This is a genomic window from Azospirillum sp. A1-3 (genome assembly GCF_023806445.1).
Lineage (GTDB): Bacteria > Pseudomonadota > Alphaproteobacteria > Azospirillales > Azospirillaceae > Azospirillum.
Map to the genome: position 1 here is coordinate 1,965,820 of NZ_JAMSLU010000001.1, position 21,565 is coordinate 1,987,384.

Sequence of the window (21,565 nt, forward strand, 5' to 3'; positions counted from 1 at the left end):
TTGCCGGCGCCCTTCTTCTGGCGGGCAGCCCTGCTCCTTTGTCCGGTTACTTTCCCCTTGCGCCATGCCGCCCCCTTGGGCACATAGGCGCGATGATCCTGACCCCCATCGCCATCGACGACATGCCGAAGGCCATCGCCGCCTTCGACACCCATCTGGACGGCCATGCCCAAGCGCAGGCCGCCTTCCGCCGGATCGCCGCGACCTGGCCCGTACGGCCGGCGGACGAGCCGGGCGGTGGTGTCGACACGCCGGCCCACCGGGCCGACGCGGTGCGGCTGGCCCATGCCCACGGCATCGATACGCTGGACGAACCGCCCAGCCGCTCCTTCATGTGGGACGGCAAGGTGATCCGCACCGATGTCGAGGCGACGGTGATCGTGCATGAGGTGGCGCACTGGCTGTGCGCTGCGCCGGAGCGGCGGACGCTGATCGATTACGGCCTCGGCCCCGGCCCGGAGACCACCGCCCGCAAGGAAGCACGCGCCGACAAGCGCTTGTGCTTCGAGGACTGCATGCACGAAGAGCAGCAGACCTCCCTGCTCGGCGTGCTGTGGGAAGTGGAACTGGGCCAGCCGGGGATCCTGGCCTTCCTGGAACAGAACTGGATGGAGCATTGGGAGCGGCCGAGCACCGCCGCCTTCTTCATCCGCCACGCCGAGGAACTGTTCACCCGCGGCCTGATCGACGCCGACGGCCGCCCGACGACCGCGCGCGACTGGGCGGATGCCCGGCAGGGCGCCCGGGTGCTTTCCCCGCAGCTTTAGAAATCCATGCAGTGACAGCGTGCCGTCCGACGGGGCCTCGGTTCACGGACGGCGCCGTCGCGCGCGGGATGAGGTGCAGTCCGAAGAGCGGACTGTCAAAGCGCACTCTGGTCACTGAGCGGAAATGCGAAAGGCCGGCACCCGAAGGTCCGGCCTTTTGAGATCGCATGCTCCGGTGCAAAGACCGGAGAAAACTGGAGCGGGCGAAGGGATTCGAACCCTCGACCCCAACCTTGGCAAGGTTGTGCTCTACCCCTGAGCTACGCCCGCGCTCCGTACCGTCATTCGGCAGTTTGTTTCTGCCGTCCGGCGGTGTGCGGCGGACTATACTCATCGGCCGACGCAATGCAAGGGCCTTGTTTCAGTTTTTTTCACCGGCTGGACGATTTTCCGAACAGCCGGTAAAAGGGCTGTCATGGACACCGCATCGCTCCCCCTTCCGGGCGCCTCCCTGCCAGATGGCGACGCGCCTCTGCCGACCTCTCCGGACCAGTTGCTGGCGCGGCTTGACGCGTTGGGCATCCAGGCGACCACGAACAGCCACCCGCCGCTGCACACGGTGGAGGAGAGCAAGGCCCTGCGCGGCGCCCTGCCCGGCGGCCATTGCAAGAACCTGTTCCTGAAGGACAAGAAGGACCAGCATTGGCTGGTGGTGGCGCTGGAGGATGCGCCGATCGACCTGAACCGGCTGGACAAGGTCATCGGGTCGGCGCGGCTGTCCTTCGCCTCGGCGGAACGGCTTTGGCGCTTTCTCGGCATCCGGCCGGGGTCGGTCACGCCCTTCGCCCTGGTCAACGACACCGAGCGCAAGGTCCGCGTGGTCCTGCAGCAGGCGATGATGGAGCATGACCTGCTGAACTATCATCCGCTGTTGAACGACCGTACCACGGCGATCCGGCGCGACGACCTGCTGCGCTTCATCCGCGCCTGCGGTCACGAACCGGCAATCGTCGAGTTCGGCCGCATCGAGGCCGACAGGGCGGAGTGAGGGACCGGCGGTTCCGCGCGGCGCCTGCCCATGCAATGCTTGCCCACGCAATGCTTGCTTGAGCCGCCTTGCGCGCTCACATATGTCGGCAACGATAGGGTCCGGGCCGCCAGCGGCCGGATCGGCAACTCCATGGCCCACCGGGATGTCCTAATGGGCCAGGCATCACCAACGGGACCGAAACACGCCATGTTCTCCATGCCCCCCGCCAACGGGTCCAAGCCCGCCGCTCCCGGTGCCGCCCCCGGTGCCGCCGACATCGTCAAGGACAGCACCGACCGCGCCTTCATGGCGGACGTGATCGAAGCCTCGGCCGACGTCCCGGTGATCGTCGATTTCTGGGCGCCTTGGTGCGGCCCCTGCAAGCAGCTGGGTCCGATCATCGAAAAGGTGGTGCGCGCCGCCAAGGGCGCGGTGCGCCTGGTGAAGATCGACACCGACGCCAACCCGATGATCGCCTCGCAGCTGCGCGTGCAGTCGATCCCGGCGGTCTACGCCTTCTTCCAGGGCCGCCCGGTCGACGGCTTCATGGGCGCCCTGCCCGAATCGCAGGTGAAGGCCTTCGTCGACAAGCTGGTGGCGCTGGCCAAGCAGGCCGGTGCAGGCGGCGGTGGCGCCGGCGAGATGCTGGAGGAAGCTTTCGCCCAGGCGAAGGAGATGATGGAAGCCGGCGACCTGCAGGGCGCGCTCGACCTCTACAGCCAGATCATGCAGGCCGAGCCGGAGAACGCCCAGGCCTATGCCGGCATCATCCGCTGCCTGATCGCGGCCGGCGACCTGGAGAACGCCAAGCAGATGCTGGCCCAGGCCCCGGAAGCCATCGCCAAGGACAAGGAGCTGGCCAACGTCCGCGCCGCTCTGGACGTGGCGGAGCAGGCCGCCAACGCCGGCCCGATCCCGGAACTGATGGAGAAGGTCGCCCACGATCCCAACGACCATGCCGCGCGCTTCGACCTCGCCATGGCGCTGTTCGCCGCCGGCAAGCGTGAAGCCGCGGTGGACGAGCTTCTGGAGATCTTCAAGCGCGACCGGACCTGGAACGACGACGGCGCCCGCAAGCAGCTGGTGAAGTTCTTCGAGGCGTTCGGCCAGACCGATCCGCTGACGGTGAAGACCCGCCGCCGCCTGTCGACCATGATGTTCAGCTGACGCTTTTCCGAAAACGGGACGGCTGTTCCATCGGCGAAGGGGTTCTATCTGATTGGCATGACCAGAAACCCCTTCGACGCCGAATTCGGCCAGTTGCCGGCGATGCTGCCGATCTTCCCGCTGGCCGGCGTTCTGCTGCTGCCGCGGGCGCGGCTGCCGCTGAACATCTTCGAGCCGCGCTATCTCGCCATGGTCGAGGATGCGCTGGGCAACGGCCGCATGATCGGCATGGTTCAGCCGCTCGACCCCGCCGGACGGGAGCGCGAGCCGGCCGTTTATCCCTGCGGCTGCGCCGGCCGCATCACCAGCTTCGCCGAGACCGACGACGGCCGCCTGCTGATCACCCTGACCGGAGTCGCCCGGTTCGAGATCGGACGCGAGGTGGAGGGTGCGCGCGGCTATCGGCGGGTCGTTCCCGACTGGCGCCCCTTCCAAGCCGACCTGGAGCCCGAGTCCTGCGGCGACATCGACCGCAACCGGCTGCTCGGCGCGCTGAAAAGCTATTTCCGCGTCCAGGGCCTGTCGGTCGACTGGAAATCCATCGAATCGACGCTGGACGAGCGGCTGGTCAACTCGCTGGCGATGATCTGCCCCTTCACGCCCGGCGAAAAACAGGCGCTGCTGGAGGCGCCGACCCTGGCCGAACGCGGGAAGCTCTTGATCGGACTGGTCGAGATGGCCATTCTCGACAGCCATGACGGGGACGGTCCGCCGCCCAAGCATTGACGGTCTTCCAATCACCGCCCTTCTTCCAATCATTACGAGACACGAGATGGCGACGCCCGAGGACAAGAGCAGCGACGCGAAAACCAACGCCCGCGTCGACCCGAAGCTGCTGGAGATTCTGGTCTGCCCGCTGACCAAGGGTCCGCTGCGCTATGACGCCGAGCGCGCCGAGCTGGTCAGCGAGCGTGCCGGTCTGGCCTATCCGATTCGCGACGGCATCCCGATCATGCTGATCGACGAGGCCCGCAGCCTGGACAAGGCGGGGTCGCAGCGATGAGTGAAGATGGCTTCGGCACGGTTCACTGGCCGACCGAAATCCGCCTGAAGAAGGAGGAAAAGCGGCTGGAGGTCGATTTCGACGACGGCCGGACCTTCTCCTACCCGGCGGAGTTCCTGCGCGTGGTCAGCCCGTCCGCCGAGGTGCAGGGCCACAACCCCAGCCAGAAGCAGACGGTGGCCGGCCGCCGCCATGTCGGCATCATGCGGCTGGAGCCGGTCGGCAACTACGCCATCCGCATCGTCTTCGACGACCTGCACGACAGCGGCATCTTCAGCTGGAAATACCTCTACGAGATCGGCACCGAACAGGAGATCCTGTGGGCCGAATATCTCGAAGAGTTGCAGTCCAAGGGCCTGAGCCGCGACCCGCGGCGGTAGTTGACGCTCACTCCCGCCTCCTATGTCCAAGAGGCGGGAGTGAGACGCCCCCTCACTTCCAGATCGGCTTCCCGCTGCCGGGCAGTCCGTACAAGTCCCATTTGCGGCTGACCTTCTCCACGACCTCATCGGTCATGTGGAGCTTCTCGCCCCACTCGCGCTTGGTCTCCGGCGGCCATTTGTTGGTGGCGTCCAGCCCGACCTTGCCGCCAAGCCCGGACTCCGGGCTGGCGAAGTCGAGATAGTCGATCGGCGTGCCTTCGATCACCGTGATGTCGCGGGCCGGGTCCATGCGGGTGGAGATCGCCCACATCACGTCCTTCCAGTTCCGCGCGTCGATGTCGTCGTCCACGACGATCACCCACTTCGTGTACATGAACTGGCGCAGGAAGGACCAGACGCCCATCATCACCCGCTTGGCATGGCCGGGATAGGCCTTCTTCATGCTGACCACCGCGATGCGGTAGGAGCAGCCTTCCGGCGGCAGCCAGAAATCGACGATCTCCGGGAATTGCTGGATCAGCAGCGGGATGAACACCTCGTTCAGCGCCTCGCCCAGCACCGACGGCTCGTCGGGCGGGCGGCCGGTGAAGGTGGACAGATAAATCGGCTTGCGCCGCATCGTCATGGCGGTGACGGTGAAGACCGGGAAGGGCTCGACCGAGTTGTAATAGCCGGTGTGGTCGCCGTAGGGGCCCTCGTCGGCATACTCGTCCAGGCTGACATGGCCCTCCAGAACGATTTCCGCCTGGGCCGGCACCTTCAGCGGCACCGTCTTGCACTCCACCAGCTCCACCTTCTTGCCGCGCAGCAGTCCGGCGAACTGGTATTCCGACAAGGTGTCGGGCACCGGCGTCACCGCCGCCAGGATAGTGCCGGGATCGGCCCCCAGCACGACGGCGCAAGGCAGCGGCTCGCGCTTGCCACTTGCTGCCCACCGGTGGTGATGCTGGGCGCCGCCGCGGTGCTTCAGCCAGCGCATGATGGTCTTGTTCCTGCCAAGCACCTGCATGCGGTAGATGCCGAGGTTGAAGTCATCCTCGCGCTTGCCGGTCGGCCCCTTGGTCACCACCAGCGGCCAGGTGATGAGCGGCGCCGGCTCGCCCGGCCAGCAGCTCTGCACCGGCAGGCGGCCGAGGTCGATGTCGTCGCCGGTCAGCACCACCTCCTGGCAGGGCGCCGAGCCGACCGTCTTCGGCTTCATCGACAGCACGGTCTTGGCGAGCGGGATCAGCTCCAGCGCCTCACGGAAGCCGCCCGGCGGTTCCGGCTGCTTGAGGAAGGCCAGCGTCTCGCCGACGGCGCGCAGCTGGTGCGGCTCGCGGTCCATGCCCCAGGCGACCCGCTCCACCGTGCCGAACAGGTTGACCAGCACCGGCATCTCGGAGCGCGTGCCGTCGGCCTTGACGACATTCTCGAACAGCACCGCCGGGCCGTTCTCGGCCAGCAGGCGGGTCTGGATCTCGGTCATCTCCAGCACGGTGGACACCGGTTCCTTCACCACCACCAGCCGCCCCGCCTTCTCCAGCCGGTCGATGAAGTCACGCAACGAGGTGTAGGGCATCGCAGGGTGTCCAGTGTGGTGGTGGTGCGTCCGAAACGGACGATAACCTTCAACTCGGCGGCCGGTCCGTCAAGTGCGGCGGGGCCAGATTCAAAACAAAACCCCTCCCCCACTCCCGGCAGACCATCGGTCCGGCCGGAAGCGGGAAAGGGGCTTCGTCACAACTCATGAACCGGGGTGCGAGACCCGGCCAGGGATCAGGGCCTGGGATCAGTACATGTGCTGGCCACCGTTGACCGACAGGGTCGAGCCGGTCATGAAGCCGTTGTCGTCGTCGACGAGGTACAGCACGGCCTTGGCGATCTCCGACGCGCGGCCGAGGCGACCGACCGGGATGCGGGCGACGATCTTCTCCAGCACGTTGGCCGGCACCGCGCGCACCATGTCGGTGTCGATGTAGCCGGGTGCGATGGCGTTGACGGTGATGCCCTTGGCCGCGCTCTCCTGCGCCAGCGCTTTGGTGAAGCCGTGGATGCCGGACTTCGCCGCGGCGTAGTTGACCTGACCGTATTGGCCGGCCTGGCCGTTGACCGAGCCGATGTTGACGATGCGGCCGAAACCACGCTCGCGCATGCCGTCGATGACGTTGCGGCACATGTTGAAGCAGGAGGAGAGGTTGGTGTGGATCACCTTCTCCCACTGATCATAGGTCATGCGGTGCATCACGCCGTCACGGGTGATGCCGGCGTTGTTGATCAGCACGTCGACCGGGCCCAGGTCGGACTCGATCGCGGCGATCCCCTTCTTGCAGGCGTCGAAATCCGCGACGTCGAACTTATAGGTCGGGATGCCGGTACGGGCGGTGAACTCCTCGGCCGCCTGATCGTTGCCGGCATAGTTGGCGGCGACCTTGTAACCGGCATTCTTCAGGGCGACGGCAACCGCCTCGCCGATGCCGCGGGTGCCACCAGTGACGACTGCAACACGAGCCATAGTTCTTCTCCCCAGATTTAGTGATGGTTGGTTGGTTTCTTTGACTTTTTATTGTTGGGCACGGGGCTCCCTCCGCAGGTCCGGCGGATGTCCCAAGCCTAAAGCGAAGCGGGCCGCTTCCAGAGTTGGAAAGCGGCCCGTCCGGTCATCAGTCGCGCTGGACGCAGAGGGCGATGCCCATGCCACCGCCGATGCACAGGGTGGCGAGGCCCTTCTTCGCGTCACGCTTCTGCATTTCGAACAGCAGCGTGGTCAGCACGCGGGCGCCCGAAGCACCGACCGGGTGGCCGAGCGCGATGGCGCCGCCATTGACGTTGACCTTGCTGGTGTCCCAGCCCAGGTCCTTGTTGACGGCCAGCGCCTGGGCGGCGAAGGCCTCGTTCGCCTCGATCAGGTCGAGGTCGTCGACGGTCCAGCCGGCCTTTTCCAGCGCCTTGCGCGACGCCGGGATCGGGCCGGTGCCCATGATCGACGGATCGACACCGGCGGTCGCCCAGGAGACGATGCGGGCCAGCGGGGTGACGCCGCGCTTGGCCGCGTTCTCCGCCGTCATCAGCACCAGGGCGGCGGCGCCGTCATTGATGCCCGAGGCGTTGCCGGCGGTCACCGTGCCGTCCTTCGAAAAGGCCGGGCGCAGCTTGGCCAGCGATTCCGCCGTGGTGCCGTGCTTCGGATACTCGTCCTCCGACACGACGACGTCGCCCTTGCGGCCCTTGATGGTGACCGGAACGATCTCGTCCTTGAAGCGGCCGGCCTTCTGGGCGGCCTCGGCCTTCTGCTGGCTGGCGGCGGCGAAGGCGTCCTGCTCCTGGCGGGTCAGCTGCCACTTCTGGGCGACGTTTTCCGCGGTGTTGCCCATGTGATAGCCATGGAAGGCGTCGGTCAGGCCGTCGCGCAGCATGGTATCGAGCAGTTCGGCGGAACCCATCTTGGTGCCGTTGCGCAGGTGCATGACGTGCGGCGCCATGCTCATGCTCTCCTGGCCGCCGACGACCAGGATATCGGCGTCGCCGTTCTTGATCGCCTGATAGCCGAGCGCGACGGTGCGCAGACCGGAACCGCAGAGCTGGTTGACGCCGATGGCGGTCGCCTCAACCGGAATGCCGGCGTTGACGGCGGCCTGGCGGGCCGGGTTCTGGCCCTGGCCGGCGGTCAGGATCTGGCCAAAGATGACCTCGTTCACTTCCGCCGCGTCGGTCTTGGCGCGGGCCAGCGCTTCGCGGATCGCGACCTCGCCCAGGACGTGGGCGGGAACGGCGCTGAGAGCACCGTTGAAGCTGCCGATGGGCGTACGGGCGGCACCGGCGATGACGACTTCGGTCATTGAACGCTCCTCGAAATAGGACAGTTTTATTATAGCGCTGGTGGGACGCTCGGAGTGATTGTTACCTTAAGTCGGGCAACATGACAGGTGCAAGCTGGCCGAAGGTCGCGGCGCTAACCTGTCGCAGCAAGCCATTCGGCCAGCGGATTCCACACTCCGGTCTCGGCGCCGGCACTCACAACCATTCCGATATGGCCGAGCGGGGGACGCAAAATCCGGGCGCCGGGGATCGCGGCGCCCAGCGCCAGGGCGGAGGCCGGCGGGACGATGCGGTCGCGCTCCGGGATCAGGGCCAGGGTGGGCACGCGGATGGCGCCGGGATCGACCGGCAGCCCTGCGACCATCCAGGTGCCGGCCATGGTGTCGTTGCGCCCGTACCAGCCGGCGAGCGCGTCGCGCGCCACCCCGGCCACCAGCGGCACCCCGTCGTTCAGCCAATCCTCCAGCGCGACGAAGGCGGCTGCGGCGCGGGAATCCGGCGCCATGCGGGCGAAGCTGGTGAATTTCTTCAGCGCCAGCAGCGGGTCGAGCTGGGCGAACAGCGCCTGCAGCGCGTCGGTCGGCAACTCGCCCCAACGGTCCAACACCGGACCCCAGGGCTGGATGAAGGTCGCCACCCGGCGCGCGGTGGCGGCATCCTCCGCGTGGAAATCCCAGGGCGTGGCCATCAGCACCAGCCCGGCGACGGCGCGCGGCCGGCGCTGCGCCAGCGCCGCGGCCAGCAGCCCGCCCATGCAATAGCCGGCCACCGGCACCGGCGCCCCCACCGTCTCGACGACGAAGCCCAGCGCCCGCTCCAGCCGGCCGGCGATGTAGTCGGTCAAGGTAAAGCAGCGCTCCAGCGGCCCAGGCCTGCCCCAGTCCAGCAGGAGCGGCCGGAAGCCGCGCGCCGCCAGCCAGCGCATCAGGCTCTTGTCCCGCGACAGGTCCAGGATATAGCCGCGGTTGACCAGCGACGGCACGAACAGCACCGGCCGGCCGCCTGCCTTCTCGCCATAATCCAGCAGGCGCGATCCGCCCTCCGTCCAGACCACCGGCGGGTCGGGCAGGTCGCGGCGGTAGGGATGGTGGCGATACCGCTCGATCCCGGTCAGGACGGCGTCGATGCGGCGGCGGATCTCGCGGTCGACTTCACCGGTCAGACGGTCGCCGCCGCCCGCCTCGCCGTCCCGGTACGGCCGGCCCCGGGTCATCCGGTCGGCTTGCGACATTTCGTCCCTGAGCGCCACCGCCCGGTCCCGCAGGGCCGGACTCCAGGGAAGCAAGCCGTTCCTCAAGAGCGGCAATGCGGCCGAGGAGCTGAGCAAGCTGCCCAGAGCCGCCGTCAGATGCAGGGCCAGCGGGCGCGGCCCCTGCCGCATCCCCGGCCTTGTCCCTGGGCCGGGCGGAGTCCCCTCCGCCTGCCTGTCGTCCGCCAGACGATCGCTCATCGGAAGGCTGTCCGTGTTGGGGGGAACCGGTGTTCGGGAATGGCCACGGGCGGGGATCCCAGCCGGTGCCGGCAGTCGAGCCAGCCATGGAGCCGGCGCCAAACCCGCCCATTCCGAAACCGCCCGTTCCTAAACCAAAAGCCCCGGCGCCCTGCCCCATCATCTGGAACAGGCGGGTCATCATGTCCGCCATTTCCGGATCGGCGGCGCTGGCCGTCCATTGGTCCTGCCACAGGTCCAGATAACGGCGCGCCAGCGATTCGTAGGAAGGCGGATCGCCGGACGGATGTTCGGAAGGTCGGTCTGGGTTCGACGGGTCGGCCATGGCCGGATTATAGGGGCGGCGGGGCCGGATTGACCAGTCCGGCATGGCGGGTCACCTGACCTTTCGGGTATCGGCGGGAGTGGCCCGGGCGCGTTCCATTCGTCCGTCTGCACCGGCCGGACCAACGCAACCGCGGCGCTATGCCGCGGCGCAACGCTGGACAAATTGCTATCCCTTCGAGTAGTCCTAATGACGGAACAATTTCCGCCGCCTGTCCCGCGTGTTCCGGAACACCTGCCCTGGAACACGTCCCTTCTTGAAAGAGTCCGCGATGGCCGACAAGGAAGACCAGAAGTCCGCTCCGATCACGATCAAGAAGTACGCCAACCGGCGGCTCTACAATACCGCCACCAGCAGCTACGTCACGCTGGACCATCTGTGCCAGATGGTGAAGGACGGCTTGGATTTCGTGGTCTATGACGCGAAGACCGGTGAAGACATCACCCGCTCCGTCCTGACCCAGATCATCGTGGAAGAGGAAAGCAAGGGGCAGAACCTGCTGCCCATCAGCTTCCTGCGCCAGTTGATCGGCTTCTACGGCGACAACATGCAGTCGGTGGTGCCGCGCTATCTGGAATATTCGATGCAGGCCTTCTCCCGCAATCAGGAGCAGATGCGCGATTATTTCCAGAACACGCTGGGCGGCATCTTCCCGTTCGGCCGGCTGGACGAGGTCAGCAAGCAGAACATGGCGATGTTCGAGCGCGCCATGCGCATGTTCACGCCCTTCGGCGCCGCCGGCGCCCCGGACGAGACGCCCGGCGGCCAGCGCCCGGCCGGCCAGCCCGGTCCGGCGTCCACCAACCCGCCCGCCGGACCGGGCGGCGTGACGTTCGACGAACTGCAGAAGCAGATCGACGAGCTGCAGAAGCAGATCGCCAGCATCGCCAGCCCGGGCAGCAAGTCGGACACAAAGTAACGGGACGGTCGGACAGGTCCGGCGGAAGATTTTTCCGACCAACTGGCGGCACGGAAGGCGGGGTCATACCCCGCCTTTTTCATTGCGCCAACCGGGACGGACGCGCAGGCTTGGTTCTGTGCATAGGGGGCACCTTCTCGTCCACGGTGCCGGTCCGGCGGAATTGCCGGATTTGCCGGCCCGTCCAACCGTCAGGAGGGAACCGACCGTGACCACCGAACTGACCGTTTCGATCACCATGAGCAGCGACGACCCGCGCGAGGTCACGCGTTTTGAAAACCTGTTGCGCGACTGGCTCAGCCATCAGCCGGGCGTGGCCGGCATGGCCATCGCCGACCGCGGCAACGACGTGGCGGCCGAGAATATCTGGCGTGCCGCCCGCAAGGCGACCTTTGGCCCGGCGCTCAAGAACCCCTTCGCCCCCTGACGGCGCCACCTGACGGCGCCCTAACCGGGGCGATCAGCCCCTGAACAGGTGCGGGATCATCGCCGAATCCGGGCCGACGCCGGAGCCCAGGCGCGGATCGGCCGATTCCCGCACCCCCATGCCCAGGCATTTGTCGCCGACGATCCAGGCGTGCAGGACGGCGCGCGTATCCTCCTCGCGGAAGCAGGGTGGGGTTTCAAGCCAGATCGCGCCATGGGCCGCGACATCCTCGCCGATGTCCGGCCCGTCGTCGGCGATCACCGTCCCGTGTTCGAGGATGCGGCTCGGCGCGCCGTCCAGCCCATGCAGGGCGCGCACGGTCACCATGTCGGCTCCGGCCACACCGCTGGGGTCCAGCGCCGCACGGCACAGGTTCGGGTGGCGTGGATAGAGATAGGACAGCACCGCCAGCAGCCCGTGGTTCGACCACAGCCAGCACCACAGCGGCGACAGCACGCTCATGCCGCTGCTGCGCAGCCGCTGAAGGAACCCGTCGTCGGCCAGCCCGTCCCACGGGTAGAGCTTCGCCAGCCAGGAGATCGGCTGCCCCTCGTCATCCACGAAGCGGCGGCCGTCCCAGGCGATGGACTGCAGCGGCAGCAGGCGGGTGTCGATGCCGGCCTCAGCCGCGGTGGCGGCGAGATAGACCAGTTCGCCCTCACGCACCGGATCGGGGGTGGCGCAGGTCGCATGCATGCGACCGCGGCCGGGCACGCCCGTCGCCAGTTCCTCCCACCGCTCCACCAGCGCCTCGTGCAGGCCGTTGAACTGGTTGGCGTCGGGAGCCATCGCCTCGCGCCAGTTGCGCTGGATCATCGAGGCGGCGAACAGCCCCTCGCAGGTGTCGTAATTGCAGCCCAGCAGCTTGACGCTGTCGCGCCCGTCATAGGCCAGCGTCAATCGCCCGGCGAGCCCGCCCGCCCGCTCGTTGCGCCGCCCACCGGCCCAGTAATCGAGCCAGGACGCTTCCAGCATGCGCGCGAGGTCGCCGCGAATGCCAAGCGAGGCGAACAGCTTGTGCTCCATCACATGACGCACGGCGACCGCGATCATGCTGTGCAGTTCGTCAGCCACGCTTTCGATCAGGTCGATCTGCGAAGCGGTGAATTCGTAGACGGTGTCCTCCCGCCAGGCGGCTCCAGCCGACATGGCGCGCACACCATAGGGATATTTGCGGAGCCCCGGGCGCCAATCGGCCCGCGGCTTTATCGTCGTCCTGCGCATGCCCGTTCCGATCCCCGGATGTCAGCGCCGGCGAGCCGGACGGCGCGCGATGGCGAAGGGCCGGCGCGTGGAAAGGGAGACGGGCAGCAAGCTGGTCAACGGTCCACTGGTCAACGGTCAACTCCGGGGGAGGCCAATCCGACGCAGGCGCGCATGCTCGCGATGCAATCACTGCGACGCAAGCACAGCCTTGCGTATGTAACCCGTCCCGCCGCAGCGCACCAGCGCGCATCCGCGATAGCTCCCCCCTCGCCGGAGAGCCTCGGAACCGCGCGGAATGGGGCCGCCCCCAATTGACCAGTCCCAATCGGCCGGCCCCAATCGACCGGAGTGGCGACGGGCCGCTGCGGCAAAAGGCGGCAGCGGCCCGTTCCGGAAAGCGGCGCGCGTCAGATCAGCGGCGCCGAGGGATGCCGGGCAAGCGACCGCATCGCCCACAGCGCCAGACGGCCGCGACGCGGCTTCATCGCCTCGGCCGTCCGATGCGCCGACGGAATCGCCGCCAGGCCGGGGACGAGCAGCGGCTGGTCATCGCGCGAGCCGCCGAGCCGCTGGAGCCGGCGTGCCGACAGCACGAGGCGCAACACCTCCTCCTCGGACACCGCACGACGGGCCGTGCCGGAGGCAAGGCTTGCCGCCTCGTACAAAGCCGCCCGTTCGGCCAACAGCCCGGTCAGGCCCTTGGCAGCCGCCGTCAATGCAGCTTCATCGTAAAGGGCGAGGACAAGCGTCCTCAACCCGTGTTCCATCCGTGTGGACATGGCGGGGGCTCCGGAAAAATCGGAATGGCATGCGGTTGTGGTGCGTGTGAATCGAAGCGAGCAGGCAAAAGCTCGCGGTTCGACAGGCGCAATTATCCGTGCGCGGCACCCGTTCGGCCATGCGCTCCAAGGTGGTAACACCCTGTCTGCGTCTTGCTGATGCAGGATAGCCACAGTGGCTGTACCGATAAATATCCGGGTTGATCGGGAATTGTCCGCCCCGACAGGCGGGAAGAAATGGTGGAGCCAAGGAGGATCGAACTCCTGACCTCTACAATGCCATTGTAGCGCTCTCCCAGCTGAGCTATGGCCCCACTATATTTCTTCTACTCTTCACCAACACATGAGGTGTTGGTGCGCTTGGAGGGAGTCGAACCCCCACGGCCTTTCAGCCACTAGGACCTGAACCTAGCGCGTCTACCAGTTCCGCCACAAGCGCGTCCGCGTTACTTGGGGTCACGCGGGGCGCTCTATGTACCCAGACCGGGCGTCGCGCTCAAGGAGAAAATGCGACCGCGCAAAAGTTTTTTGGAGCGGGGCCGTAACGCCTCCCCCTACTCCGCCGGCTTGATCGCGTAGAAGCGGTACACCCGCACGCCGGCCTCGATGGCGGCGACGCGACGGGCCCACAACTCGACCTCCTCCATCACCGCCAGCTTGGTCGGGGTGTCGAGCTGGAATTTCTCCAGATGCTCGACCAGCCCCTGGATGGCGGACAGGATCAGGCCGCGGTGGGTGTCGGAGATGTCCTCGGCGATGCGGAGGTCGAGGTTGCGCTGGGCGAACGCGTTCGCCATGCGGTCCTTCGGCCACAGGTTCGGCGTCAACGGCTCCTTGTCGCACCAGTTCTGGATCGCCTTGGCGCCCATCACATCCGCTTCGGCGATATAGTCGGTGATTAGCAGGTGGCCGCGCGGCTTCAGCGCCAGCTCCATGCCGTCGAACATCTGTTCCTTGTCGCGGACGAAGAACAGGCCTTCCTTGTAGACGATGGCGTCGACGCGCTTGGGATAGCCGAAATGTTCAGGATTGAAGGTCTCGATCGGCGCCTTCTTTTCCAGCCCCAGCTTGAAGGAGCGGACCATCCCCTCCTTCGCCAGCAGTTCCGACGCCTCCAGCCCGGTGACCCAGCAGCCGTATTTGCCGGCCATGGTGCGGCTGGTGCCGCCCAGCCCGGCGGCGAGATCCAGCACGCTCATCGCCGGGTTCAGGCCCAGCGGCTTGACCAGATAGGGAATGTGATCGGCGCCGCCGGGGGTGTTGAAGCCCTCGCCCCACATCTTCTCCGCCACCTCGATGCGGGTGGCGGTCCACAGCGGCTTGCCCCAGCGGTTCATGCCGGGACCGGGTGCGGCAGGCTGCGGCTGTTCCGGCTGGCGCGGCTGCTCCTCGCCCTTCTTCGCCTTCAGACCGGAGAGGTCATAGCCTTCCCACCACGCATAGAGGCGCGTCTTCAGGCTCGGTCCATGTCCGGACGATCCGTCCTTGTCCGTCATCGCCCTTTGTCCGTCATCGCCGTGGCACCCCATCCGCCGATCGACCTGCCGCCGCCGAATTCCCCATCCGGCGCCGGACGGCGCAGCATTCTTCCGGTTGTCCGGCCGAGCCCAAACACACCGCCCGCAAGAATGCATCCAGCTTCAGGTTAGACGGACGCTAATTGCATGCAAGTGGAAAAATTTCTCCGCGGAAACACACCCGTCAGCGCGCGGTTCTGGCAGGGGCCGCGCCCGATTCGGGCAGGGAGGCCATGCGCGTGCCCGCCGCGTTCAGCACCGGGGCGCAGGCCGCCGGCATCTTGCGGACCACCCGCGGCTCCGGCTTGTAACCCGGCGGATGCTCGATCGCGGGGGAGGCGCTGTCCAGCCAGGACATCAGTTCGTCGCCGCAGCCGTCGCCGTCGGGCTGCTCCGCCTGCTGTTCGCACAGCGGGCTGCCGGCCGGGCAGTTCAGCCGGATGTGCATATGGCCGTCATGGCCATGCCAGGGCCGCAGCTTGTTCAGGAAGCCGCGGTCGGACCAACTGCGCTGGCACATCGCCAGCTTGATCGCCGGATTGACGAAGATGCGGGCGACGCGGGGGTCGCTGGCGGCGATCTGAATCATCCGCGCCTGCCGGTCCGACCAGTCGGCGGTGACACGCATGCGGTCGTAATCGACATACTTGACCTCGTCCAGCCGCTCGCGCCCGGCGCGGCCCATCGGCGGCAGGTCCAGCCGCAGCCAGACATCGGCATCCAGCCCGATCTGGTGGCTGGCATGGCCCGACGGCATCGGTCCGCCGCGCGCCTGCCCCATGTCGCCGACCAGCGCCGTACCGAGCCCGGCATGCGCCACCCGCTGGCCGAAGTCGCGGAGCATGTCGACCAGCACCGGATGGCCGTAGTTGCGCTGGCGCGACAGGCGGATCACCTGATAGCCGACGCCTTCCGGCGGCAGGGCGCGGGCACCGGCGATACAGCCGGCCGCGTATCCGCCGATGGATCTCGACGCTCCCAACGAGGGGCCGGCCACCGCCCCCCAGGCGACGCTGGTGGCATAGGCCGGGATCGGAACCGGCTTTTTCTTCTTCCGTGACTTGGCGTCGGCATCGCCGGCCGCCAGCAGAGCGGCCACCAGTCCGACGCATGCGATCGCCTTGAAGGCGCGCCCCCCGAAAGCACGAATCCCCGCAAGATTCCCCATGTCCGTCCCCCCGCCGTCTCCGGCACCGCGGTCGATACCGCATATAGCGGATCCGTGGTTAAGGAATGATGGAGGATGCATCCGGACCGCACAACCGGACGGTCAGGCCCCAGCCCGATCCATCCGGGGTGCGTCTGATGGTCCCGATCGAGCTTCCTAGCCGCACGGGAGCACTCCACCCTGGCTGACCGGACTAGCCGCAGCGAATATTGACAGCCCGTTATTAGCAATGGAAACGTCGAAGCATCATCAACAAGGAATTCGATAAAATGCCACCGACAATGAGCTACCGTATTGGCGACATCGTCAGTGTCCGCGGTTGCTTGACCCGGCTGATCGATATTATCAACCGTGATCCTATTCATTTGGAGGATCTGATCGGCTTTCACCGCGGGCGTCTCAGCCGCGGCTATTACCTGCTGCTGCTGAAGGAACCGATGGCTGCCGGGGAGTTCCAGTTCCTGGGCTACACCCACCTGTCCGGCGGCAAATACGGCCTGCCCAGCAACGACCCCGCGGCGGAGGCGGCACGGCCGACGGTGCAGGGGTCGCTGGAGCAGAAATTCGGGGTCGCCGGGGTGAACGGCCTTGCCCGCAAGATCGCCGGCGACATCCCGGCCACGGGGGAGCGCCGCCTTGCCAAGATCGTCCCGGTGATCGGCCACGATCAGGCGATGGGTCCGGCCGACCAGTATCCGGCGTCCAAACACGGCATCGCGCAGTTCAACCTGACGGTGCCGAAGAAATTCCTGGTTTCCGCCTTCGTCGATCCCAATCGGCGGTTCCAGGGCGGCGGCCTCGACCTCGTCATGGACAAGGGAACGGCCTATGACAGCCGGCGGGCGGTGTTCCAGTATCTGTCGGCCGCCTGAGGGCAATCAGTGCATGGGGGCAGTCCCCGCCAATCAGTCAAGCGTCTGGCGGTAGCGCTTCAACGCCACCACCGTGACCACCGTCAGGAACAGGGCGAGCGCCAGCACCTCCGCCGCGATCTCTGCGAAGCCGTTTCCTTTCAGCAGGATGCCGCGGACGATGCGCAGGAAGTGGGTCAGCGGCAGGATCTCGCCCACCGCCTGCGCCCAGCCCGGCATGCCGCGGAACGGGAACATGAATCCCGACAGCAGCATCGACGGCAGGAAGAAGAAGAAGGACATCTGCATCGCCTGCAGCTGGTTGCGCGCCAGCGTGGAGAAGGTGAAGCCGACGGCCAGATTGGCGGCGATGAACAGGATCAGCACAGCGGACAGCAGCCCCAGGCTGCCCACGATCGGCACGTTGAAGAACAGCCGCGCCGCCACCACGATCAGCAGCACCTGGACATAGCCGACGACGACGAAGGGCACGATCTTGCCCAGCATCACCTCGAACGGCCGGACCGGCATGGCCAGCAGGTTTTCCATGGTCCCGCGCTCCCGCTCGCGGGTGACGGCCAGCGCCGTCATCATCACCATGGTCATGGTCAGCACCACGCCCATCAGCCCCGGCACGACATTGTATTGGGTGATGCCCTCCGGGTTGTAGCGGCGGTGGACGCGCAGTTCCACCGGGTCCGGCCCGGCGCGCAAGGCCGTCAGCGGCCCGGTCAGATCGGGGTTCAGCGCTTGGCGGGCGATGGCGGTCAGCGCCGACAGGGCGTTGCTGGTCGCCGCCGGGTCGGTTGCGTCGGCCTCCACCAGCAGGACCGGACGGGTGCCGCGCTGCAGGTCGCGGGCGAAGCCGGTGGGGATGGTGACGGCGAACTGCACCTCCCCCTCCGCCAGCAGCCGGTCGATCTCGGCCTCCGACGCCGCGGTCCGGGTGATGGCGAAATAGCGGGAATTCTCCATCGCCGCGACCAGCGTGCGGGCAAAGGGGCTGGAATCGGCGACGAGCACCGCCGTCGGCAGCGCCTTGGGATCGGAGTTGATGGCGAAGCCGAACAGGATCAGCTGCAGGATCGGCACCCCCACCATCATGGCGAAGGTCAGCCGGTCGCGCCGCATCTGGATGAATTCCTTCACCATCACCGCCATCAGGCGGCCCACCGATATCCGCGCCATCGCACTGCCTCACAGGGCTGGGGTGCGGTGAGGGTAGCGCGGATAGGCTTGGGCGTCGATGCCCCCTCCTACGCCACCCCGTCCGCGCGGTCGAACTGCAACGCCGCCAGCCTCGCATAGAGGCCACCCTGCGCCACCAGCTCGCCATGGGTGCCGGTCTCGACCACGCGGCCCTGGTCCATCACCACGATGCGGTCGGCGTTCAGCACCGTCGCCAGCCGATGGGCGACGATCAGCGTCGTGCGGCCATGCATCAGCCGGTCGAGCGCATCCTGCACCATCCGCTCGCTCTCGGCGTCGAGCGCGCTGGTCGCCTCGTCCAGCAGCAGCACCGGCGGGTCGCGCAGGATGGCGCGAGCGATGGCGAGGCGCTGGCGCTGACCGCCCGACAGCCGCACGCCCTTCTCGCCCAGGAAGGTATCGAACCCCTCCGGCAGCGCATCGAGGAAGTCCAGCGCATGGGCGGCCTCGGCGGCGGCGCGCACCTCGGTGTCCGAGGCGTCGGGCCGGCCGTAGCGGATGTTCTCCCAGGCGTTGGCGGAGAAGACCACCGGATCCTGCGCCACGAGCCCCAGACGGCGGCGCACCTCCACCGGATCGGCGTCGCGCAGTTCGACCCCGTCGAGCCGCACCGCACCGGCCTGCGGGTCGTAATAGCGCAGCAGAAGCTGGAACACCGTCGATTTCCCGGCGCCCGACGGACCGACCAACGCCACCCGCTCGCCCGGCTTCACGTCCAGCGAGAAGCCCTCCAGCGCCGCCCAATCGGGGCGCGACGGGTAATGGAAGCGGACGGCGTCGAAGGACAATGCACCCGCCGCCGGAACCGGCAACGGCTTCGGCACGGCGGGGGCGCGGATTTCCGACTCGACGGACAGCAGGCTGAACAGCCGCTCGGTCGCGCCGGCGGCGCGCTGGAGGTCGCCGATCACCTCGCTGATGGCGCCGACCGATCCGGCAACCACCACGGAATAGATGACGAAGGCCGACAACTCGCCCGGCGTGATCCGCCCGGCCACCACGTCATGGCCGCCGATCCACAGGATGATGCCGACGGCGCCGAACACCAGAACGATGACGATCACCGTCATCACCGCCCGCACCCGCACGCGGCGGATGGCGACGTCGAACGCCTCCTCCACGCGGCGGCCGAACAGGGCGCGGTCGATGGCCTCGTGGGTGAAGGCCTGGACCGTGCGGATGGCGGCCAGCGTCTCCTCGACAAAGGATCCGATGTCGGCGATGCGGTCCTGGCTGTCGCGCGACAGCTTGCGCACCCGCCGGCCGAAGAAGATGATCGGCGCCACCACCAGCGGAACCACCAGCGCCACCAGCCCGGTCAGCTTGGGCGAGGTGATCAGCAGCATGCCGGTGCCGCCCAGGAACAGAAGCGTGTTGCGCAGCGCGATGGAGGCCGACGACCCGACGACCACCTGCAGCAGCGTGGTGTCGGTGGTCAGGCGCGACAGGATCTCGCCGGTCTTGGTCGTCTCGAAGAAGCCGGGCGAGAGGGTCAGCACATGGTCGTAGACGGCGCGCCGGATGTCGGCGACCACCCGCTCGCCGATCCAGCTGACCAGATAGAAGCGGCCATAGGTGGAGGCCGCCATCAGCGCGATCACCCCCAGCAGCACCAGCAGCGCCCGGTCGAGCAGCGAAGTGTCCCCGCCGGAAAAGCCCTGGTCGATCAGCACCCGCATCCCCTGCCCCAGCCCCAGAACGGTGCCGGCGGCCACGGTCAGCGCCAACATGGCGCCCAGGATTCGCCACTTGTAGGGAAGCAGGAACGGCACCAGACGGCGTAGCGGTCCAAGGTCGCGGCGGCGGGTATCCGCCTCGCCACGGGCGGAGGCGGCGATCATGTCGGGGGAGGGTTGGCGAGCCACGCGTTTCCCGCTTGTCTGTTGGGGGTATTGATGCGGATCGCTGGCATATAGCGTTGTGCGGGGATGCCAACAAGGCGACGAACAGGCGAAACCGCCCGGAAAATGGCCGCGGAGCCCGCCGCGGACATCCTGAACGAGGCGAGATTCCGGGGTTGCGCCGGGGAGGGGGTTTTGGTATAGACGCCGCTCGCTTTGCAGGAACCCCGGCCATGAAGACTGACATCCATCCCGACTATCACGAGATCACCGTGGTCATGACCGACGGCAGCTCGTTCACGACCCGCTCCACCATGGGCAAGCCGGGCGACACGCTGCGCCTCGACATCGACCCGAAGTCGCACCCGGCCTGGACCGGTGTGCAGAAGCTGCTGGACACCGGCGGGCAGATCGCCAAGTTCAACAAGCGCTTCGCGAACTTCGGCCTCAAGAAGTAAGCGTTACCGCGCTTCTATCCTGCCGATGCGAAAAGGGCGTCCGACCGGTTCGGACGCCCTTTTCGTTTGTGCATGACGTGGTGGCCGTCTTACCCCACCGCCGCCGCAGCCTCGCGCTCCACATCGGCGCGGACCATGGCGTCGAGCCGGTGAACGCGCATATACAGGCTGTGGCTGCGCTCCAGCAGGCTGCGCAGGCCGGACGGCAGATCCTCGTTGTCGGGGCCGCTGGGGTCGGAACAGATTTCGCCGCCGGACAGCGCGAAATCCTCGCTCGCCGCCTGCTCCTTCGTCATCTCGCCGGCATGCACGGCCTTCTGCGCCAGCAGCCACGCCATCACCTGGGTCAGGCGGCTGGTCACCCGCATGGATTCGTAGGAGATCTGAAGACGCACCTGCGGCGGCAGCTTCCGGTGTTCGGCCGCATCATGATAGGCGATGTAATTCCGCGCCTCGATCAAGAGGGCCATCGTCTCGTCGTAGGGACCGTTGAAGAAGAAGGTGTGCGAAGTCATGGTCGTCGGCCCCCTCCTGCGGACTTACGGCCCTAGCGTGAGCCTTGCCGCAACTGATTAACAATTGGTGACCGGGCGGCACCCGGCAACCCCAGGCGGGGATTGACCGGTCTTGGTGGGTCCGCCCTCTTGAACAGGGAAAAGCGGCGATTATCTCTCGCTCGTCCGGCGGATGCCCATACGGGGTCCGCCATCAAACCGGCCCTTGGGCCAGCCCTCAGAGGACCGACCGATGCCGTGGTCCTCGACGGCCGTATCGCTCTTTCGGAGGATATGTCATGCGTAGCTACGACCTTTCGCCGCTGTTCCGTTCCACCGTCGGTTTCGACCGCCTGTCGCGTCTGCTGGAGACCGCGACCACCGGTGACGAGGCGGCATCCTATCCGCCCTACAACATCGAAAAGCTGAGCGAGGATTCGTACCGGATCACCATGGCCGTCGCCGGCTTTGGACTGGACGACCTCAACATCGTCGCTCACCAGAACTCGTTGACCGTCACGGGTAAAGCTAAGAAGGACGAGCCGACCGGCCAATTCCTCTACCGGGGTATCGCCGGCCGCGCGTTCGAGCGCCGCTTTCAGCTGGCCGATTTCATCAAGGTGACCAACGCGTCTCTTCAGAATGGCCTTCTGCACATCGAGCTGGCGCGCGAGGTACCCGAAGCGATGAAGCCGCGGAGCATTCCGATCGTCACCGCCGCCGGCAGCGCCGCGGTGGAGGTCGAGACTCCCGCCCTGACCCAGCAGGCGGCCTGACGCCTGACACGGTCCGTCCGCCCCTGACGCGGACATGAGAACGGCGCCCCGGACCAT

General features: G+C 67.1%; 22 protein-coding genes and 3 tRNA genes. 11 read left to right on the forward strand and 14 right to left on the reverse strand.

Annotated features, from left to right (window positions below):
• Nucleotides 1-92: 92 nt before the first annotated feature.
• A complete protein-coding gene (locus tag M5E06_RS09360; RefSeq protein WP_252137956.1) occupies nucleotides 93-767 on the forward strand; it encodes an elongation factor P hydroxylase in 675 nt (224 codons plus the stop codon).
• Between the two features lie 195 nt (nucleotides 768-962).
• On the opposite strand, the gene M5E06_RS09365 is transcribed toward M5E06_RS09360, so the two are convergent.
• Nucleotides 963-1,037: transfer RNA gene (locus M5E06_RS09365), tRNA-Gly, on the reverse strand.
• A 145-nt stretch (nucleotides 1,038-1,182) separates the two neighbouring features.
• On the opposite strand from M5E06_RS09365, the gene M5E06_RS09370 reads away from it, so the two are divergent.
• The 5 genes from M5E06_RS09370 to M5E06_RS09390 all read left to right on the forward strand — a co-directional run bounded on the left by M5E06_RS09370 (nucleotide 1,183) and on the right by M5E06_RS09390 (nucleotide 4,287).
• Complete coding sequence (locus M5E06_RS09370) at nucleotides 1,183-1,755, forward strand: prolyl-tRNA synthetase associated domain-containing protein (RefSeq protein ID WP_252137957.1); 573 nt, start codon at nucleotides 1,183-1,185, stop codon at nucleotides 1,753-1,755.
• A 189-nt stretch (nucleotides 1,756-1,944) separates the two neighbouring features.
• Complete coding sequence (locus tag M5E06_RS09375; protein ID WP_252137958.1) at nucleotides 1,945-2,904, forward strand: thioredoxin family protein; 960 nt, start codon at nucleotides 1,945-1,947, stop codon at nucleotides 2,902-2,904.
• 57 nt (nucleotides 2,905-2,961) lie between these two features.
• Nucleotides 2,962-3,630, forward strand: a complete 669-nt coding sequence (locus M5E06_RS09380; protein WP_252137959.1) for an LON peptidase substrate-binding domain-containing protein — start codon at nucleotides 2,962-2,964, stop codon at nucleotides 3,628-3,630.
• A 46-nt stretch (nucleotides 3,631-3,676) separates the two neighbouring features.
• Entirely contained in the window at nucleotides 3,677-3,907 is a 231-nt protein-coding gene (locus M5E06_RS09385) for a Trm112 family protein (protein WP_085090082.1), read from the forward strand.
• Nucleotides 3,904-4,287, forward strand: a complete 384-nt coding sequence (locus tag M5E06_RS09390; protein ID WP_252137960.1) for a gamma-butyrobetaine hydroxylase family protein — start codon at nucleotides 3,904-3,906, stop codon at nucleotides 4,285-4,287. Before M5E06_RS09385 ends, M5E06_RS09390 begins: the two co-directional genes overlap by 4 nt.
• 52 nt (nucleotides 4,288-4,339) lie before the next feature.
• On the opposite strand, the gene M5E06_RS09395 is transcribed toward M5E06_RS09390, so the two are convergent.
• From M5E06_RS09395 to M5E06_RS09410, 4 genes are all read right to left on the reverse strand, one after another.
• Nucleotides 4,340-5,851: a UbiD family decarboxylase gene (locus M5E06_RS09395; RefSeq protein WP_252137961.1), complete on the reverse strand. Its 1,512-nt coding sequence runs from the start codon at nucleotides 5,849-5,851 to the stop codon at nucleotides 4,340-4,342.
• A 210-nt stretch (nucleotides 5,852-6,061) separates the two neighbouring features.
• Nucleotides 6,062-6,784 (reverse strand): acetoacetyl-CoA reductase, encoded by a 723-nt coding sequence (phbB, locus tag M5E06_RS09400; protein ID WP_063635164.1) that lies wholly within the window; start codon nucleotides 6,782-6,784, stop codon nucleotides 6,062-6,064.
• Nucleotides 6,785-6,932: 148 nt separating this feature from the next.
• Nucleotides 6,933-8,108, reverse strand: a complete 1,176-nt coding sequence (locus M5E06_RS09405) for an acetyl-CoA C-acetyltransferase (protein WP_109153030.1) — start codon at nucleotides 8,106-8,108, stop codon at nucleotides 6,933-6,935.
• A 113-nt stretch (nucleotides 8,109-8,221) separates the two neighbouring features.
• Complete coding sequence (locus M5E06_RS09410) at nucleotides 8,222-9,538, reverse strand: alpha/beta fold hydrolase (protein ID WP_252137962.1); 1,317 nt, start codon at nucleotides 9,536-9,538, stop codon at nucleotides 8,222-8,224.
• A 596-nt stretch (nucleotides 9,539-10,134) separates the two neighbouring features.
• On the opposite strand from M5E06_RS09410, the gene phaR reads away from it, so the two are divergent.
• Both phaR and M5E06_RS09420 read left to right on the forward strand, forming a co-directional pair.
• Nucleotides 10,135-10,782: a polyhydroxyalkanoate synthesis repressor PhaR gene (gene phaR, locus M5E06_RS09415; RefSeq protein WP_136704468.1), complete on the forward strand. Its 648-nt coding sequence runs from the start codon at nucleotides 10,135-10,137 to the stop codon at nucleotides 10,780-10,782.
• Nucleotides 10,783-10,990: 208 nt separating this feature from the next.
• Nucleotides 10,991-11,209 carry a hypothetical protein gene (locus M5E06_RS09420; protein ID WP_252137963.1) on the forward strand — a complete coding sequence of 73 codons (219 nt, stop codon included), beginning with the start codon at nucleotides 10,991-10,993 and terminating at the stop codon, nucleotides 11,207-11,209.
• A 33-nt stretch (nucleotides 11,210-11,242) separates the two neighbouring features.
• Here the strand turns inward: M5E06_RS09420 and M5E06_RS09425 are convergent, their stop codons facing one another.
• The 6 genes from M5E06_RS09425 to mepA form a co-directional block, all read right to left on the reverse strand.
• Complete coding sequence (locus tag M5E06_RS09425) at nucleotides 11,243-12,433, reverse strand: glutathionylspermidine synthase family protein (RefSeq protein WP_502801968.1); 1,191 nt, start codon at nucleotides 12,431-12,433, stop codon at nucleotides 11,243-11,245.
• 389 nt (nucleotides 12,434-12,822) lie between these two features.
• Complete coding sequence (locus M5E06_RS09430) at nucleotides 12,823-13,194, reverse strand: hypothetical protein (RefSeq protein WP_252137965.1); 372 nt, start codon at nucleotides 13,192-13,194, stop codon at nucleotides 12,823-12,825.
• A gap of 238 nt (nucleotides 13,195-13,432) precedes the next feature.
• Nucleotides 13,433-13,508 (reverse strand) — tRNA-Ala (locus M5E06_RS09435).
• 38 nt (nucleotides 13,509-13,546) lie between these two features.
• Nucleotides 13,547-13,633 (reverse strand) — tRNA-Leu (locus tag M5E06_RS09440).
• A gap of 115 nt (nucleotides 13,634-13,748) precedes the next feature.
• Complete coding sequence (locus tag M5E06_RS09445) at nucleotides 13,749-14,690, reverse strand: methyltransferase domain-containing protein (RefSeq protein WP_247870908.1); 942 nt, start codon at nucleotides 14,688-14,690, stop codon at nucleotides 13,749-13,751.
• A gap of 205 nt (nucleotides 14,691-14,895) precedes the next feature.
• On the reverse strand, nucleotides 14,896-15,879 hold the full coding sequence (gene mepA / locus M5E06_RS09450; protein ID WP_252137966.1) for a penicillin-insensitive murein endopeptidase: 984 nt from the start codon (nucleotides 15,877-15,879) through the stop codon (nucleotides 14,896-14,898).
• 269 nt (nucleotides 15,880-16,148) lie between these two features.
• On the opposite strand from mepA, the gene M5E06_RS09455 reads away from it, so the two are divergent.
• On the forward strand, nucleotides 16,149-16,751 hold the full coding sequence (locus tag M5E06_RS09455; RefSeq protein WP_252137967.1) for a hypothetical protein: 603 nt from the start codon (nucleotides 16,149-16,151) through the stop codon (nucleotides 16,749-16,751).
• Between the two features lie 33 nt (nucleotides 16,752-16,784).
• Here M5E06_RS09455 and M5E06_RS09460 read toward each other — a convergent pair whose 3' ends face one another.
• Entirely contained in the window at nucleotides 16,785-17,918 is a 1,134-nt protein-coding gene (locus M5E06_RS09460) for an ABC transporter permease (RefSeq protein ID WP_252137968.1), read from the reverse strand.
• A 68-nt stretch (nucleotides 17,919-17,986) separates the two neighbouring features.
• On the reverse strand, nucleotides 17,987-19,780 hold the full coding sequence (locus M5E06_RS09465; RefSeq protein ID WP_252138538.1) for an ABC transporter transmembrane domain-containing protein: 1,794 nt from the start codon (nucleotides 19,778-19,780) through the stop codon (nucleotides 17,987-17,989).
• A 233-nt stretch (nucleotides 19,781-20,013) separates the two neighbouring features.
• Here M5E06_RS09465 and rpmE point away from each other — a divergent pair, with 233 nt between their 5' ends.
• Nucleotides 20,014-20,238: a 50S ribosomal protein L31 gene (gene rpmE / locus M5E06_RS09470; protein ID WP_012974887.1), complete on the forward strand. Its 225-nt coding sequence runs from the start codon at nucleotides 20,014-20,016 to the stop codon at nucleotides 20,236-20,238.
• Between the two features lie 89 nt (nucleotides 20,239-20,327).
• Here the strand turns inward: rpmE and M5E06_RS09475 are convergent, their stop codons facing one another.
• The gene (locus tag M5E06_RS09475) at nucleotides 20,328-20,753 is read right to left on the reverse strand and encodes a DUF1465 family protein (protein WP_085090096.1); all 426 of its coding nucleotides are present in this window, start codon (nucleotides 20,751-20,753) and stop codon (nucleotides 20,328-20,330) included.
• Nucleotides 20,754-21,031: 278 nt separating this feature from the next.
• Between M5E06_RS09475 and M5E06_RS09480 the strand changes: the two genes are divergently transcribed.
• On the forward strand, nucleotides 21,032-21,508 hold the full coding sequence (locus M5E06_RS09480; protein ID WP_109153773.1) for an Hsp20 family protein: 477 nt from the start codon (nucleotides 21,032-21,034) through the stop codon (nucleotides 21,506-21,508).
• Nucleotides 21,509-21,565 lie beyond the last annotated feature (57 nt).